Annotated in this window: 9 protein-coding genes; 7 read left to right on the forward strand and 2 right to left on the reverse strand. The window is 70.8% G+C overall.

Translation table 11 applies throughout. From position 1 onward, the window contains the following. Positions 1-13 precede the first annotated feature (13 nt). Positions 14-2,281 carry an alpha-xylosidase gene (yicI, locus tag ACIRJR_RS16745; RefSeq protein WP_403780439.1) on the reverse strand — a complete coding sequence of 756 codons (2,268 nt, stop codon included), beginning with the start codon at positions 2,279-2,281 and terminating at the stop codon, positions 14-16. Further along, a complete protein-coding gene (locus tag ACIRJR_RS16750; protein WP_403780442.1) occupies positions 2,278-5,163 on the reverse strand; it encodes a glycoside hydrolase family 3 C-terminal domain-containing protein in 2,886 nt (961 codons plus the stop codon). Before ACIRJR_RS16750 ends, yicI begins: the two co-directional genes overlap by 4 nt. A gap of 411 nt (positions 5,164-5,574) precedes the next feature. Here ACIRJR_RS16750 and ACIRJR_RS16755 point away from each other — a divergent pair, with 411 nt between their 5' ends. From ACIRJR_RS16755 to ACIRJR_RS16785, 7 genes are read left to right on the forward strand one after another with little or no spacing between them, the layout of a single operon-like run. Continuing rightward, positions 5,575-7,248: an extracellular solute-binding protein gene (locus ACIRJR_RS16755; RefSeq protein WP_403780445.1), complete on the forward strand. Its 1,674-nt coding sequence runs from the start codon at positions 5,575-5,577 to the stop codon at positions 7,246-7,248. Between the two features lies 1 nt (position 7,249). Further along, the gene (locus tag ACIRJR_RS16760; RefSeq protein ID WP_403780448.1) at positions 7,250-8,275 is read left to right on the forward strand and encodes an ABC transporter permease; all 1,026 of its coding nucleotides are present in this window, start codon (positions 7,250-7,252) and stop codon (positions 8,273-8,275) included. Positions 8,276-8,292: 17 nt separating this feature from the next. Further along, positions 8,293-9,216 (forward strand): carbohydrate ABC transporter permease, encoded by a 924-nt coding sequence (locus tag ACIRJR_RS16765; protein WP_403781900.1) that lies wholly within the window; start codon positions 8,293-8,295, stop codon positions 9,214-9,216. 58 nt (positions 9,217-9,274) lie between these two features. Further along, a complete protein-coding gene (locus ACIRJR_RS16770) occupies positions 9,275-11,509 on the forward strand; it encodes a WD40/YVTN/BNR-like repeat-containing protein (RefSeq protein WP_403780451.1) in 2,235 nt (744 codons plus the stop codon). Positions 11,510-11,524: 15 nt separating this feature from the next. Further along, the gene (locus ACIRJR_RS16775) at positions 11,525-13,501 is read left to right on the forward strand and encodes a beta-galactosidase (protein ID WP_403780453.1); all 1,977 of its coding nucleotides are present in this window, start codon (positions 11,525-11,527) and stop codon (positions 13,499-13,501) included. Then, positions 13,498-15,717 carry a glycosyl hydrolase family 95 catalytic domain-containing protein gene (locus ACIRJR_RS16780; RefSeq protein ID WP_403780456.1) on the forward strand — a complete coding sequence of 740 codons (2,220 nt, stop codon included), beginning with the start codon at positions 13,498-13,500 and terminating at the stop codon, positions 15,715-15,717. The genes ACIRJR_RS16775 and ACIRJR_RS16780 overlap by 4 nt, the downstream gene beginning before the upstream one ends. Positions 15,718-15,751: 34 nt before the next feature. After that, positions 15,752-16,456, forward strand: coding sequence for a hypothetical protein (locus ACIRJR_RS16785; protein ID WP_403780459.1), 705 nt, complete (start codon positions 15,752-15,754; stop codon positions 16,454-16,456). Positions 16,457-16,569 lie beyond the last annotated feature (113 nt).

Consider the following 16,569-nt stretch of genomic DNA (forward strand, 5'->3'; position numbering starts at 1 on the left):
CGGTGCGGGGAGCTCAGGTGACGGTGACCGCTCCCGTCCCCTCACCCGCCGAGCCGGACTCCTCGGCCGTCACCCGGTACGGCCTGTCCGTGCCCTCCGCCGTGACGTGCACCCCGTCCGCGTCCCGGACGACGCGGAACACCGCGGCCGGATCGCCGGTCAGGTCCGGCACGGTGACCGTGCGCTCGTCGGTGCCGGAACCGAAGACCCGCAGGGTCAGCCCGTCGAGCCAGTCGCCGTCGGGGCGCTGGTCGTCGGCCCCCCACGGAAGCACGGCGCCGTCCCTGACCAGCAGGGGCAGGCTGTCGAAGCCGTGTGTCTCGTGCCGCCATGCGGGCCCGGTGACGCGCTCACCGGTGAGCAGCGAGGTCCAGGTGCCCTCGGGGACGTAGAACTCGACCTCGCCGTCCTCGGTGAAGACCGGGGCGACCAGCAGGTCCGGGCCCAGCATGTACTGCCGGTCCAGGGTGCGGGAGGCCGGGTCGCCGGGGAACTCCGCCAGCATGGGCCGCATCATCGGGATGCCCGTCCGGTGCGCCTCGGCGGCCACTCCGTAGAGGTAGGGCATGAGCCGGTGCTTGAGCAGGGTGAACTTCCGTGCCACGTCGACGGCTTCCTCGCCGAACTCCCACGGCACCCGGTAGGAGACGTTGCCGTGGAGCCGGCTGTGTGAGGAGAGCAGCCCGAAGGCGAGCCAGCGCTTGAAGACCGCCGGGTCGGGCGTGCCCTCGAAGCCGCCGATGTCGTGGCTCCAGAACCCGAAGCCGGACAGGGACAGGGACAGCCCGCCGCGCAGCGACTCGGCCATCGCGGTGAACGAGGCGAAGCAGTCGCCGCCCCAGTGCACCGGGAACTGCTGGCCGCCCGCCGTCGCGGACCGGGCGAAGAGCACCGCTTCCCCGGTGCCGCGCTCCTTCTCCAGGAGTTCGAAGACGGTGCGGTTGTAGATCTGCGCGTAGTAGTTGTGCATCCGCTCCGGGTCGGAGCCGTCGTGCCAGACGACGTCCGTGGGGATGCGCTCGCCGAAGTCCGTCTTGAAGCAGTCGACGCCCTGGTCGAGCAGGGCGCGGAGCTTGTCGTCGTACCAGGCACGGGCGGCCGGGTTGGTGAAGTCGACCAGCGCCATCCCCGGCTGCCACAGGTCCCACTGCCAGATGTCCCCGTCGGGCCGCCGCACCAGGTAGCCGTGTTCGGCGCCCTCCGCGAACAGGGACGACTTCTGGGCGATGTAGGGGTTGATCCACATGCTGATGCGGAGTCCGCGCTCCTTGAGGCGGGCCAGCATGCCCTCCGGGTCGGGGAAGACCTCGGGGTCCCAGAGGAAGTCCGACCACTGGTACTCGCGCATCCAGAAGCAGTCGAAGTGGAAGACGCTCAGCGGGATCCCGCGCTCGGCCATCCCGTCGACGAAGGAGGTGACGGTCCCCTCGTCGTAGGAGGTGCAGAACGAGGTGGTCAGCCAGAGGCCGAACGACCAGGCCGGCGGCAGCGCCGGTCTGCCGGTCAGGGCCGTGTAGCGGGACAGGACGTCCTTCGGCGTGGGGCCGTCGACGACGTAGTACTCCAGCGACTGGTCCTCGACGCTGAACTGGACCTGACCGACGGACTCCGAGCCGACCTCGAAGGAGACCCGGCCGGGGTGGTTGACGAAGACGCCGTATCCGCGCGAGGAGAGGTAGAAGGGGATGTTCTTGTAGGCCAGCTCACTGCTCGTGCCGCCGTCGGCCTGCCAGATGTCTACGGTCTGGCCGTTCTTCACGTACGGCGTGAAGCGCTCACCGAGGCCGTAGACGTTCTCGCCCACCTCCAGGGCGAGTTGGGCGATCATGTGGTGGGCCCCGTCCGGCGTGGACGCGAAGGCCGTCCCCTTCGGATCCACCCCGGTGAGCCGCCGGCCGTCGCCGTCGAGGAAGGTGATCCCCCAGGGGCCGTCCCCGTCCATGCGCAACGTCAGTGGTCCGCTGGTGAGTTCGGTGATCGCGCCGTCCCGGCGGGTGCGGGCGGCGGCGGCCGCGGTGTCGTCCGCGAGGATCGCGAAGTCCGGCCCGCGCCGGACCTTCCCCGCGTGATGGGTGGTGCGTACGCCGATGACTCCCTCGGCCGGGGAGAAGCATTCGACCGTGATCAGCGGGGTGTTGAGTGTGTCACCGCGCGCGGTGACACGCTTGACCGCCGCGTACGCGGTGAACCGGTCGGCTTCGACACGCAGGTCACGGACCTCGGTCGCGTAGGAGGCGCGGACGCCCTCACGCATGAGCCAGAAGCCGTCGGTGAACTTCATGCGGACTCCTTGCCGGGAACGACGTCGATACGGGCGAGGCGCACGGACCCCTTGAGGCCGATGCGCAGGTCGTGCACACCGCTGAGACCGAGAGCCGCCTCGAAGGTGCGGTGGTCGTACGGACCGCCGGTGCCGGGAAGCGGGAGTTCCAGGACGCGCCCGTCCACGCTCACCGTGATACTGCCCTCCCCCGAGGCGAGGAAGGCCAGTCCGTCCACTCCGTCGCCGAAGTCACAATCTCTGTAGGTCAGTTCACCCTCACTGACCGCGGAGGCGGGCGCGACGGCGTCTCCCGCCGTCTTCGCGCGGTCGACGATCTCCGTGTTCCGCTGCCGGTCGTAGTCCGCGGCCTCCAGGCCCTTCGACACGACTGGGCGCGGGCCCTGTGCGTCCCCGTCGACCACGGCCGCGGCGGTGAGCCGGATGTCGGCGCTCGACGCCCCCGCGAGGATCTCGTACGCCCCCGGTTCGACGGTCCACCGGCCGTGCGCCACGCTCCAGTGGCCCAGCTCCTCCACCGGCACGAGGAGTTCGACACGCTCCGCCGCGCCGGCCGCGAGGTGCAGCCTGCGGTGTCCCACGAGCTTGCGCAGCGGCAGGTCCGAGGACTCGTCCGGGGCGACGGCGCGGACGTAGAGCTGGGCCACCTCGTCGGCTGCCGTCCCGCCGTCGTTGGTGACGGTCAGCGACACCCGAAGGTGCTCGCCTTCCACCTCGGCCCGAAGCGCGGAGTAGGTGAAGTCGGCGTAGGCGAGGCCGTGTCCGAACGGGAAGAGCGGGGTGCCGTCGAAGTAGAGGTACGTCTGCCGGGAGCCGATGATGTCGTAGTCGAGGAGGCCGGGAAGGTCACCGTCGCTCGCGTACCAGGTCTGCGGGAGCCGGCCGGCCGGGGACACGTCGCCGGCGAGGACGCGCGCGAGCGCGGTACCGGCTGCCTGCCCTCCGTGCGCCGTCCAGAGCAGGGCCGGCAGCGTCTCCGCCGCGTCGGCGACGGCGTACGGGTAGGCGGATGCCAGGACGAGGACGGTACGCGGGTTGGCGGCCTTGGCCGCGCGCCACAGCCGGTCCTGCTGTGCGGGGAGGGCGAGGGTCGTGCGGTCCTCGGTCTCGCGGCCGTTGATGTGGGGGTCGTTGCCTGCGACGACGATCACGGTGTCGGCGGCCGCGGCGGCCCTGGCCACGGCATCCACGCCGAGCTCGACGGTCTCCAGCTCGAAGACGGTGGCCCCGGCCCCGGAAATCCGTTCGCCTGATTCGGCAACCTTCGCGCCGCCGGTGGCGACAGACACGTACCCACCGGTCCCGATGTGCAGAAGGCGGTGCCCTCCGTCGTGTCCCTCCACCGCTTCCAGGCGGAACGTCTCCTGGACGACCCAGCCGCCCGGCTCGTCGGCGGAGGCCCTGACGTATCCGTCGTCGGCGACCGAGAGGTACAGCCCCTCGTCGGTCCGCAGAGTGAGGACGCCGTCGCCCCAGTCGACAAGGGCCAGTTCGGTGGCCTCCTCGCCGCAGGTCAGCGGGGGGAGGTCGGTGCGGCCGGCCAGGAGCGCGGGGTCGAGGGCGCCCTCGGCACCGCGGGCCTCGCCGTCCGCCGCACCCTCGGCCTCGGGCACCCGGAGCCAGCCGTCGGAGCTCTTCAGCCGGACCCGGTCCACTCCTTCCGCGTACAGGACGTCGTCGGCTCCGTAGCGTTCACGGATTCCGTCGAGCGGCGTCGAGCGGTGCATGAGTGTGCCGCTGTACCAGTCGAGCTTGCAGGCGTCGCCGAGAAGTCCGACCACCGCGACGGTGCGGCCCGGCTTCGGCTCCAGGGGCAGCAGGCCGTCGTTCTTCAGCAGGACCACGGCCTGCTCCGCCGCCTCCAGGGCGAGTGCCCGGTGCTCCTCGGTGTCCAGGGCGTCCACCTGCGCGTACGGATCGAGCTCCGGGTCGAACTCGCCGAGCGCGAAGCGCATGGAGAGCAGCCGGTGGACCGCGGTGTCGATGTCGCTCGCGTCCATCAGGCCCTTGGAGAGCGCGTCGCGGATGCGGCCGGTCATGACGGTGGAGTCCGTGCCGTGGTCGGTGAAGCTGTCGACGCCCGCCTTCAGCGAGGCGGCGGTGGCCTCCTCGTGGGTGTCGAAGTAGTGCTCGGAGTCGACCAGGTTGGACGGCGCGCCCGCGTCCGAGCAGACGACGAGCGGCTGGTCGGTCCAGCTCCTCAGGTGCTCCCGCAGCAGCGGGGAGACGTGGTTGGGGCGGCCGTTGACGAGGTTGTAGGCGGGCATGACCCCGGCCACCGCCCCGGCGCGCACGGCGTCGCGGAAGGCCCGCAGGTCGTACTCGTGCAGGACGCGGGGCCGGACCGAGGAGGACGCGGTGTCACGGTCGGTCTCGTTGTTGTGCGCGAGCCAGTGCTTGAGCACGGGGGCGGTGCGCCAGTAGTGCGGGTGGTCCCCGCGCAGCCCCCGGGTGTAGGCCACGGCGATGGCGGAGGTCAGCGCGGGGTCCTCGGAGTACCCCTCCTCGCCCCGGCCCCACAGGGGGTGGCGCAGCAGGTTGACCGTCGGGGCCCAGACGTTGAGGCCGACGCGGTCGTCCTGGGCGCGCTTGGCCCGGACTTCGTCGCCGACGGCCTCGCCGACCCTGCGGACCAGGTCGTCGTTCCAGGTGGCGCCGAGCCCGACGGCCTGCGGAAAGACGGTGGCCGGCCCCATCCAGGCGACCCCGTGGAGGGCTTCCTGCCCGGTACGGAACGGGCCGACGCCCAGCCGCTCCACCGCGGGGGCGAACTGGTGCAGCATCGCGATCCGCTCGTCGAGCGTGAGCCGCCCGAGCAGATCGTCGGCACGCAGGGAGAAGGACAGCTGCGGGTCGCGAAAGGGAAGCGGATGGTCCGTCACGTGCGGGGCCCCTTGGAGAGGTGGGAGGTCTTCCGGGTCTGCGGGTGCCGAAGAGCCTCCGATGTGAGGCGAAGATCCTTCGAAGCGCTTCGATGCTCTGCGGCCAACCCTGCACGTGTCAAGGGTGCTACCGCCTCAAAGAGGCTCTTACGGACGCATCAAAGCCGTGTCATACCAGGAAACGGTTCGGAAACAGGTCGGAGGAATATCGAAACGAACTCTTGTGTGACCGGAACCCTTCACTTAATCTCGCTGCAACATCGAAGCGCTTCGACGAGGCAGCCCGTTGACCGCTTCAGCTCAGCCGGCGCAGTGCCGCCGGCTCGGCCGGTAACGCCCCTACCTCAGACACAGGGCCGAGCGGCAGTCGCCGCCGCGGGCCGTCCTGTTGCACCACGAAGGGTTGACGCAATGACGCCGAACTCCCCCTCCGCTCCCAGCCGGAGACGATTCCTCGCCTCCTCCGTGGTTGTCGCGGCAGCCGTGGGCGGCGGGATGCCGCTCCTCTCCGCCTGTGGCGGCGGTTCCGGTGGCTCGAAGAACGAGGGCACGACCACGGGGCAGAAGCTGAAGGACATCCTTCCCGCCTACGTGCCCTCGAAGTCCGTCACCCCTGACATCCCCAGCAAGAACGGCTCCGCCGACGGTTTCACCACCGCGCTCCCGGCCGACGAGCTGGCCGTGTCGGTGCCGAAGAAGCTGGGCAAGGGCAGCGAGATCAGCATCATGGCCCCGCTCTGGGGCACCTCGCCCGGCGAGGGCAACGCTTACTGGACCGCCATGGACGAGGCAGCCGGCGTCAAGGTCAAGTGGCAGAACCAGGACGGCAACATCTACGGGCAGAAGCTCGGCGCGGTGCTCGCCTCCAGCGGCATTCCGGACGCCGTCGTCGTCCCCGGCTGGGAGCTCGCCGGCAAGATCCCGAGCGCCATCGCCAACAAGTTCGCGGACCTCGGCCCCTACCTGTCGGGCGACAAGGTCAAGGCGTACCCCAACCTGGCGGCCATTCCCACCGGCGCGTGGCAGCGCGGCATCTTCGCGGGGCAACTGCGCGGGATCCCGATGCCCGCCGAGGCCACACCCAACATCACCCCCTTCTACCGCGCCGACATATTCGAGGAGAAGGGGTACGAGGTCCCGACCACCACGCAGGAGTTCTACGACCTCTGCAAGGAGATCAACGCACCCAAGAGCAAGGTGTGGGCGTGCAGTGACATGACCTGGTCGGCGTTCGTCTTCTTCGGGGTGCTGCCGGAGAAGCCCTACTACTGGAAGCTGGTCGACGGCAAGCTGGTGAACCGCTACGAGACCCCGGAGTACCTGGAGGCGCTGGAGTGGTCGCGCTCTCTGTACTCGGCCGGCTTCGTGCACCCGGACGCCAAGGCGGAGACGGGCGACATGCGCACCACGTTCTCCTCCGGCAACGTCATGATGTACAACGCGGACATCTCCGACTGGTACGCGGCGACCGCCGTCCAGCGCCTGGACAAGCCGGGGTTCCGGATGGGGGCGATGGACTTCTTCGCCCACGACGGCGGTGACCCCGTCATCTACGAGGCCTCCCCCTCCAACATCTGGTGCTTCGTCAGCAAGAAGGCCGACAAGAAGGTCGTCGAGGACCTCCTCGCGCTGGCCAACTTCACCGCCGCTCCGTACGGAAGCAAGGAGCAGCGGCTGCGGGCGTACGGCCTGGAGGGTACCCACCACACCCTGAAGGACGGGGTGCTCGTCAAGAACGAGAAGGGCAACAACGAGGTCTTCGCCACCTACGAGTACATCGCGACCTCCAAGCCGTACCGCGCCTACCCGGACTACCCGGACGTCGCCAAGGGTGTCATCGAGTGGCAGCAGCGCCAGGGCGCGCACCTGAGGAAGCCGCTGTTCCACGGCATGCAGATCCAGGAGCCCACCCGGTACACCGAGCTCAACGCGCAGTTCGAGGCCCTGGAGAAGGACATCGTGCGCGGCCGCAAGAAGGTCGGCGACATGCAGCAGGCGGTCTCCGACTGGAAGACCAAGGGCGGCGACAAGCTTCGCGACTGGTACAAGAAGCTGCTCGACGAGACCGGTGAGTCGGCCTCCTGACATGTCACTGAGCACAGATGACCGGCGCGCGCAGGGATCCCCCGCGTCGCCGCCGGTCGAGAGGGACGGGGCAGACCCCGCGGACGTACGGCTGACCGCGAAGGTGCCCCTGCGGCACCGGCTGCGGCGCGACCGGACGATGCTGCTGATGACCCTGCCGGCGATGCTGCTGCTGCTGGTCTTCGCCTACATCCCCCTGGCGGGCAACGTCGTCGCCTTCCAGGACTACGACCCGTACATCGCGGACAACGCCTTCCAGGCGATTCTGCAGAGCCCCTGGGTCGGCTTCGAGTGGTTCCAGCAGATGGTGAACGACCGGCTGTTCTGGTCGGCGCTCGGCAACACGCTGACGATCTTCCTGTTGCAGCTGACGCTGTTCTTCCCGGTGCCGATCCTGCTCGCGCTGTTCATCAACAGTTTCGTGCGGCCCCGCGTCAAGGCGGTGGCGCAGGCGATCCTCTACCTGCCGCACTTCTTCTCCTGGGTCCTGGTCATCACGGTGTTCCAGCAGATGTTCGGCGGCGCGGGACTCATCGCGCAGACGCTGCGGGAGAACGGCTATGAGGGCTTCGACCTCATGACGAACCCCGGTCTGTTCAAGTTCCTGATCACCTTCGAGATGATCTGGAAGGACGCCGGCTGGGGTGTCATCGTCTTCCTCGCCGCGCTGGCCTCGGTCAGCCAGGAGCTCTACGAGGCGAGCGCGATGGACGGTGCGAACCGCTGGCGCCGGATGTGGCACGTCACACTGCCCGCCCTGCGCCCGGTCGTTGCCCTCCTGCTGGTCCTCCAGGTGGGCAACGCGCTCACCGTGGGCTTCGAGCAGATCCTGCTCCAGCGCACGGCCGTCGGGCCGGGCGCCTCCGAGGTGCTCGATACCTACGTGTGGAACGTGGGCATCCAGTACGGCGGCTTCAGCTATGCGGCGGCCGTCGGGATCGTCAAGGGAATCTTCGGTCTGCTGCTGGTCCTCGGGGCCAACAAGGTCGCCCATCTCATGGGTGAGCAGGGGGTGTACAAGAAGTGAGCGGCCTGCTCTACCGAATGACCGGTGTGGCCGGGGTCAAGCCAGGTACGCGTGGCCGGCTGCGGCCGGTGTGGGAGGAGGAGCCCACGAAGGCGGGCCTCGCCTCCAAGGGCGTGGTCCTGGTCATGGCCTGTCTGGCCGTGCTCTTCCCGCTCTGGGTCGTGGTCGTCACCAGCCTCTCCTCGGTGCGGACCATCACCGACGCCGGCGGGCTGGTGGTGATCCCGCGCGGCATCACGTTCGTCGCCTACCAGGAGCTCCTCGGCGGCGGCCAGGTCACCCGGGCCGCGGTGGTCAGCATCTGCGTGACCGTGGTCGGCACGTTGTTCAGCATGGCCGTGTCGATCATGTGCGCCTACGGCCTGTCCCGGCCGGGGTCCGTGCTCCACCGTCCGCTGCTGCTGTTCATGCTGGCCACGATGTTCTTCGGGGCGGGTCTGATCCCCACCTACCTGGTGGTCCAGGGGCTCGGTCTCACCGACTCCTATCTGGCGCTGATCCTCCCCAGCGCGCTGAACGTCTTCAACATCCTGGTCCTGCGCGCCTTCTTCATGAGTACGGCGCAGGAGCTCGTCGAGAGCGCCCGCATCGACGGGGCGGGTGACTTCCGCATCCTGTGGCAGATCATCATGCCGCTGTCGCGCGCGGTCATCGCGGTGATCACGCTCTTCTACGCGGTCGGCTACTGGAGCGCCTGGTTCAACGCGTCGATCTACATCAGCGACCCGGAGATGATGCCGCTGCAGAACGTGATGAACCAGCTGGTACTCAAGCAGGAGCGTCCCACCGGTCTGACGCAGGTCATCAACACCGGTCATCTGTCGCTGCTCGCCATCCAGATGGCGGTCATGGTGCTGGCGCTGATACCGGTCGCGTTCCTCTCACCGTTCGTGCAGAAGCACTTCAAGGAAGGCATGCTCACCGGCGCCGTCAAGGGCTGAGCCGAGCCCGCCCCCTGTCCAGCATCCACCCGCACTCCCCCTCCGGAGGGTCTTCGTCATGCGCGCTTCGTCCGTCCCGCAGCCGGATCCCGCCCCGCACCCCCGGCGCCGCACCGTCCTCGCCGGAGCGGCGGTGGTCGCGGCCTCGGCCTCCGTGCTGCCGGCGGCGGGTACGGCCGCGGCCGCCCGGCGGCCCGCGAAGACCCAGCCGCACCGCTGGCGCACCGCGGCCATCGGCGGGACGGGATTCGTGACGGGCATCCTCTTCCATCCGGCCGTACGCGGACTCGCCTACGCCCGCACGGACATCGGCGGCGCCTACCGGTGGGACGACCGAGGAGCCCGCTGGACGGCGCTCACCGACCACATCGGCTGGGACGACTGGAATCTGCTGGGCGTCGAGGCGATGGCCGTGGACCGCTCGCACCCGGACCGGCTGTACCTGGCCCTCGGGACGTACACACAGGCGTACGCGTCCCCGGGTGCGGTGCTCAGGTCCGAGGACCGCGGGGCGACCTGGAAGCGTGCGGACCTCACCGTCCGCCTCGGGGCCAACGAGGACGGCCGGGGCTGCGGTGAGCGGCTCCTGGTCGATCCGCGCGACAGCGAGACGCTCTGGCTCGGGACCCGCCACGACGGCCTGCTGCGCTCCACGGACCGCGGTGCCACCTGGGCGGCCGACGTCTCCTTCCCGGCCGCCGCTTCGGCCACCGGCCAGGGTGTCACGGTGCTGGTGGCGGCCGGCCGGACGGTGTACGCGGGCTGGGGCGACGGCGGTACGGCCCTCTACCGTACGAACTCCTCCGGGGGCTGGGAGGCGGTCCCCGGCCAGCCGTCGGCCGGGGCGGCGACGCGGGTGCCGGTCCGCGCGGCGTACGACGCGGGCAGCCGCGCGCTGTACGTGACCTACGCCGACGGCCCGGGCCCCAACAACCAGGCCGACGGCTCGGTCCACCGTCTCGACACGGTGAAGGGGACCTGGACGGAAGTCACCCCTGTGGCACCCGGCGACGGCGACGCGTTCGGGTACGGCGGGGTGGCCACCGGGGCCCGCCCCGGCACGGTCGTCGTCTCCACGAACAACCGGTGGGGCGCGGTGGACACGCTGTTCCGCTCCACGGACGGCGGGTCGAGCTGGACCTCGCTCAAGGACACCGCGGTCCTGGACGTGTCGGAGACCCCGTACCTGAAGTGGGGCGGGGAGCCCAAGTTCGGCTGGTGGATCCAGGCCGTGGCCCTCGACCCGTACGACTCGCGGCACGTCGTGTACGGGACCGGCGCCACGATCTTCGGCACGCGCGACCTGGTGCACTGGGCCCCGGAGATCCGAGGGCTGGAGGAATCGTCGGTGCGCCAGCTGATCGCGCCTCCCTCGGGGGCCCGGCTGCTGAGCGGTCTGGGGGACATCGGGGTCATGTACCACGACTCCCTGACCGCCTCGCCGTCGCGCGGCATGGCGTCGAACCCCGTGTTCGGCACGGCGACGGGGCTCGCCCTGGCGGCCTCGAAGCCGTCGTACGTCGTACGGACCGGCTGGCCGTCGGGCTCGGACTCGGCCGGCGCCTGGTCCCGGGACGGCGGGGCCAGCTGGCAGCCGTTCGCCTCGCAGCCGGCGATCGCCCCCTCGGCCCCGGGCCCGGTGGCGGTCTCCGCCGACGGGGCGACGCTCCTCTGGTCCTTCGTCCACTGGGACGGCACCAAGTACGCGGCGCACCGCTCCACCGACGGCGGCGCGACGTGGGCCGAGGTCGCCACGTACCCCAAGGGCGGCACGCCGGTCGCCGACCCGCTCGATCCGCGGCGCTTCTACGTGTACGACACGGACACGGGGACGGTCTTCCTGTCCACGGACAAGGGCGCGTCCTTCGCCGCGGGAGCGACCGGACTCCCGTCGGGCGACGTCCAGTTCCGCCTCGCGGCGGCGCCGGGGCGCTCCGGCGACCTGTGGCTGTCCGCCAAGGACGACGGGCTCCTGCGCTCCACCGACGGCGGCCGCACCTTCGCCGCGGTGGACGGCTGCCAGGCCTCGTACGCCCTCGGTTTCGGGAAGGCGGCTCCGGCGAAGGGGAGGGCCGGCTACCCGGCCGTGTTCCAGACCGGCCGCGTCTCCTCGACGTACGACGGGGTGGCCGTCCTCCGCTCGGACGACGCGGGCGCGACCTGGGTCCGCATCAACGACGACGACCACCGGTGGGGGTGGACCGGCGAGGTCGTCACCGGTGACCCACGTGTCCACGGCCGTGTCTATCTGGGCACCAACGGCCGCGGTATCCAGTACGCAGACCCGAAGTAGAGGAACGAGACGTCCATGCCGTCCCTGCACGACGCCACCCGTGGCCGCATCCTCTTCGGAGGCGACTACAACCCCGAGCAGTGGCCCGAGGAGGTGTGGGCCGATGACGTCCGGCTGATGAAGGACGCCGGGGTCAACTCCGTGACCGTCGGCGTCTTCTCCTGGGCGATGATCGAACCGCGCCCGGGTGCCAGGGAGTTCGGGTGGCTCGACCGGCTGCTGGACCTCGTGCACGCCCACGGCATCGGTGTCGTCCTCGCCACCCCGACGTCCTCACCGCCGCCGTGGATGGGTGCCCTGCATCCGGAGACCCTGCCGCGCACGGAGGACGGCTCGGTGGTCAACTACGGCTCCCGTCAGCACTTCTGTCCGAGCTCACCGGTCTACCGGCGTTACGCCGCGGCCCTCACCGAGGATCTCGCGGCGCGGTACTCGGACCATCCGGCGCTCACCGTGTGGCACATCAACAACGAGTACTGCACCCACTGCTGGTGCGACGAGACCGCCGCCCACTTCCGCCGCTGGCTGGCCTCCCGGTACACCACCCTGGAGGCGCTCGACGACGCCTGGGGGACGGCCTTCTGGAGTCAGCGCTACGACACCTGGGCCGAGGTCCTTCCGCCCAGGAGTGCGCAGTACATGCGCAACCCCGCACAGGAACTGGACTTCAAGCGGTTCACCTCCGACGCCCTGATGGAGTGCTACACCGCCGAGCGGGACATCGTCGCCCGGCACACCCCGCACATCCCGGTGACGACCAACTTCATGCCGCTGTGGTCGGGCCAGGACGCCTGGGCGTGGTCCCAGGAGGAGGACATCGTCTCCGTCGACGTCTATCCGGACCCGAAGGACCCGGGGGCCGGACAGTACAACGCGATGCTCGCCGACATGACCCGCTCGCAGGCGGGCGGGCCGTGGATGGTGATGGAGCAGGCGGCCGGCACGGTCAACTGGCGTCCCGTCAACCACCCCAAGCCGGAGGGGCTCAACCGTCTCTGGTCGCTGCAGTCGGTGGCCAGGGGCGCTGACGCCCTCTGCTACTTCCAGTGGCGGCAGTCCCGCCAGGGGGCGGAGAAGTTCCACTCCGCGATGCTGGGCCACGCGGGTGAGCACGGCAGGACCTTCCGGGAGGTCAAGCGCATCGGCGCCGAACTCGCCCTGATCGGGGCCGAGGTGAGCGGCACCGCCGTCTCCGCCCAGGTCGCCGTCCTGCACGACTGGGACGCCTGGTGGTCGAGCACCCAGGGGGGCCGGCCTTCCTCCCTCGTCTCGTACACGGATCTGATCCAGGCATGGCACCGCGGCCTGTGGGAGAGCGGCGTCAGCACGGAGTTCGCCCGGCCCGGATCGGACCTGAGCGCGTACCGCATGGTCCTGGTGCCTCAGCTCCAGCTCCTCACCGACGCGGCGGTCGACAACCTCGTCGCCTACGTACGGGGCGGCGGCACCCTCGTGTGCGGGTTCTTCACCGGTGTCACCGATGTGGACGACCGGATCAGGCCGGGCGGTATGGACAGCAGGCTGCGTGAGCTGTTCGGGATCCGCACGGTGCACGAGTGGTGGCCGCTGGACGCCGGAGCGACCGTGGAGTGCGACGGCTTCCTCGGCACCCTGTGGTCGGAGGAGCTCGAGCCCGACGGCAGCGCGGAGACGGTGGCGGCGTACCGCGGAGGGGAGCTGGACGGGCTCCCGGCGGTGCTCCGCAAGGGCACGGCGTGGTACGTGTCGACGCTGCCGGAGCCGGAGTCGCTGCGCGCCCTGCTCGGTCTCGCCGCGGCGGGTGCGGGCGTGCGCCCCGTGCTGGAGGGACTGCCCGACGGGGTGGAGGCCGTGCGGCGCGGCGGGCTGCTCTTCCTGCTGAACCACGGCCGGTCCCCGGCCTCGGTGAAGCTGCCGGGCCGCCGGTTCGACCTCCTCACGGGCACCGAGTCCGACGGCGGCGTGGAGCTGGGCCGCTACGGCGTGGCCGTGCTCAGGGACGTCCCGGCATGATCGACGGCACGTGGGAGCCCTGCCCCGCCACCCGCTGGGAGGACGCGTTCCTCAGTGGCAACGGCCGTCACGGGGCCATGGTGTTCGGTGACCCCGCGGTCGACCAGGTCGTCGTCAACCACCACAGCCTGGTGCGGCCCAACGGCAGCGAGGACCTGCGGCCCCCGGAGCTCGCCGGCCGGCTGGGCCGCCTCAAGGACGCGCTGCTGTCCGGGGACACGAAGGCCGCGGAGGACTTCGACGCGGGTCGGCCCCTGGTGTGGGTGCAGCCCTTCCACCCGGCGTTCCGCACGCTCGTACGCCGCGGCCGGGGGCTGCACGAGGCGGTCTCCGGCTACCGGCGCGAGGTCGACTTCACGACGGGCGAGGTGACCGCGTCGTACGAGGCGTGGCACAGCGGTGTCTTCGTGTCGCGGGCCGACGACGTGGTCGTCCAGCACATCACCGACCCCGGGCTCACCGCCGATGTGGTCCTGGACCACGCGCTGCCGGGCGCTCCGGCGCACCTGGCGGTCGGCCGGTCCAACGTGCTGACCCCGCGGGGAGCACGTCTCGCGCTTCGGGTGGGCTATCCGGGCAGCGGCCTCGGGTACACGGGCGTCACCGTGGCGCTCGTGGACGGCGGCCGGGTGTCCGTGGCGGGCGAGGGCATCCGGATCGAGGGGGCGCGGAGCCTCACCCTGACGACCAGGGTCGTCCGCGCGGCCGGCCGTCCGGACCTCGGGGAGCTGTGGGCGGACCTGCCCCACGACGACTACGCCACGCTGCTGGACCGCCACAGGCCGCTGCACCGGAACGCCTACGGGCGGGCCTCCCTCACGGTGCGGGACGCCGCGGCGGAGCGGGAGCTGTCCGGCGGCGAGCTGCTGCGCGGTCCTCAGAGCCCCGCGCTGCTGGAGCGGCTCTTCGCGGCGGGCCGCTACCACCTGTTGTCCTCCTCCGGGATGCTGCCGCCCCGGCTGACCGGCCTGTGGACCGGGGACTGGGACACCGCCTGGTCCGGTGCGTTCACCACGAACGCCAATCTCAACCTCCAGATCGCCTCTGCCCCCGCGGCCTCCCTTCCGGAGGTCACGGACGCCCATATGGCTCTGGTCCAGGCGCAGTTGCCCGACTGGCGGGACAACGCGGCGGCTCTCTTCGGGACCAGGGGCATCGTCGCTCCGTCCCATACCGACGGCGCCTCGGGGCACACCCGGCACTTCCAGCGGGCCTATCCGCTGCACCTGTGGACGGCGGGAGCGGACTGGCTGCTGCAGCCGCTCCTCGAACACGCCGAGGCCACGACCGGTGCCCCGGACCCCGCGCTGACCGCCGCGCTCGTCGAGACGGCCCTGTTCTACGAGGACTTCCTCGACCGCGAGGACCCGGACGGGAACCCGGTGGTCGTTCCCTCGTACTCCCCGGAGAACCGGCCGGCCAACGCGAGCTGGGTCACCGTGAACGCCACGATGGACATCGCCGCCGCCCGCCACGCGCTGACGACGGCCGCCGAGCACGCCCCCGGGCACCCGTCGGCCGCCCTCTGGCAATCCCTGGCGGCCCGGCTCCCGGCATACCTGGTGAACGAGGACGGGGCGCTCACCGAGTGGGCGTGGCCCGGACTGCGGGAGACGTACGACCACCGCCACCTCAGCCACCTCTACCCGGTGTGGCCGCTGGACGAGATCAATCCGTACGACACCCCGGAGCTGGCCGCGGCCGCGCACCGCGCGCTGGAGCTGCGGGGGTCGGAGAACGACTCGGCCCACGGGCATCTGCACCACGCGCTGATCGCCGCCCGGCTGCGGGACCCGTCGCGGGTGTCGGCGGCGCTCGACGCGGTGCTGGGCGGGGACTTCTTCCACGACTCGCTGATGAGCGCCCACTACCCGTCCCGCGACGTCTACAACGCCGACGCCGCCCACGCTCTGCCCGCCGTCGTGATCGAGTCGCTCGTCCAGTCGACGCCGGACCGTCTGGTGCTGCTGCCCGCCGTCCCCGCCGCGTACCCGGCCGGTGAACTCCGCGGCGTCCGCACCCGGTTCGGTGCGCTCCTGGACCTGAGGTGGGCGGAGGACGGCGCCACCGCTGTGCTGCGTCCCACCCGCGACGCCCGCGTCGACCTGCGTACGGGCGACGGGTTCGCCCCCACCGATACCTCCGCCGGAATCCCCCCGGCTCCGCTGGAGCTGACGGCCGGCGTGGACCGCGTCCTCACCCTGGGGCCGCGGTAGCACTCCTCCATCCCCACATGGAAGGAACAACCTCATGGCACGATCCACCCTGACCCGGCTGCTGGCCCCGACGGCCGCCGTGGCCGCACTGATCGGCTTCGCGGCGGCGCCCGCCCACGCCGCGGTATGGACCTCGTCGGAGCAGTGGGGCAACTACACCACGTCCGACGGCTACATCCTCTACAACAACATCTGGGGCTCCGGAGCGGGTACCCAGAGCATCTGGGCCGACTCGTCGAGCAAGTGGGGCGTGACGGCCGACCACCCGAACACCGGCGGCATCAAGTCGTACCCGAACGCCAAGAAGATCGTCGACAAGCCGATCTCCTCCTTGTCGTCGCTGACCAGCGGCTACAACGTGACCGTCCCGTCCTCCGGCGCGTACAACACGTCGTACGACATCTGGGACACGGACTACGACTACGAGGTCATGCTCTGGGTGAACTACAACGGCGCCGTGGGCCCCCTCGGCACCTCCCAGGGGAACGTCACCCTCGGCGGCCACACCTGGACGGTCTACAAGGGGGACAACGGGGCCAACGAGGTCTTCTCCTTCCTGCGGACCTCCGACTCGTCGTCCGGCACCGTGGACATCCTGCCGATCCTCAAGTGGATCAAGGACACCAAGGGCTGGTGGGGCGACGAGACCATCGGCGACGTCCAGTTCGGCTACGAGATCACGTCGTCGTCGGGCGGGCTGGACTTCACGACCAACGGGTTCGACGTCTCGTCGAACTGATCCCTGCGTGGGGGGGGGGGGGGGGGGGGGGCCCCCCCCCCCCCCCCCCCCCCCCCCCCCCCCCCCCCCCCCCCAACCCCCCCCCCCCCCCCCCCCCCCCCCCCCCCCCCCAC

Source organism: Streptomyces sp. NPDC102402 (assembly GCF_044765765.1).
Taxonomy (GTDB): Bacteria; Actinomycetota; Actinomycetes; order Streptomycetales; family Streptomycetaceae; genus Streptomyces.

Excerpts from the sequence above, each read along its gene's own strand:
- ACIRJR_RS16780 (WP_403780456.1), top strand. The coding sequence starts at position 13,498 with ATGATCGACGGCACGTGGGAGCCCTGCCCCGCCACCCGCTGGGAGGAC.
- ACIRJR_RS16770 (WP_403780451.1), top strand. The coding sequence starts at position 9,275 with ATGCGCGCTTCGTCCGTCCCGCAGCCGGATCCCGCCCCGCACCCCCGG.
- ACIRJR_RS16760 (WP_403780448.1), top strand. The coding sequence starts at position 7,250 with ATGTCACTGAGCACAGATGACCGGCGCGCGCAGGGATCCCCCGCGTCG.
- yicI (WP_403780439.1), bottom strand. The coding sequence starts at position 2,281 with ATGAAGTTCACCGACGGCTTCTGGCTCATGCGTGAGGGCGTCCGCGCC.
- ACIRJR_RS16755 (WP_403780445.1), top strand. The coding sequence starts at position 5,575 with ATGACGCCGAACTCCCCCTCCGCTCCCAGCCGGAGACGATTCCTCGCC.
- ACIRJR_RS16765 (WP_403781900.1), top strand. The coding sequence starts at position 8,293 with ATGACCGGTGTGGCCGGGGTCAAGCCAGGTACGCGTGGCCGGCTGCGG.
- ACIRJR_RS16785 (WP_403780459.1), top strand. The coding sequence starts at position 15,752 with ATGGCACGATCCACCCTGACCCGGCTGCTGGCCCCGACGGCCGCCGTG.
- ACIRJR_RS16775 (WP_403780453.1), top strand. The coding sequence starts at position 11,525 with ATGCCGTCCCTGCACGACGCCACCCGTGGCCGCATCCTCTTCGGAGGC.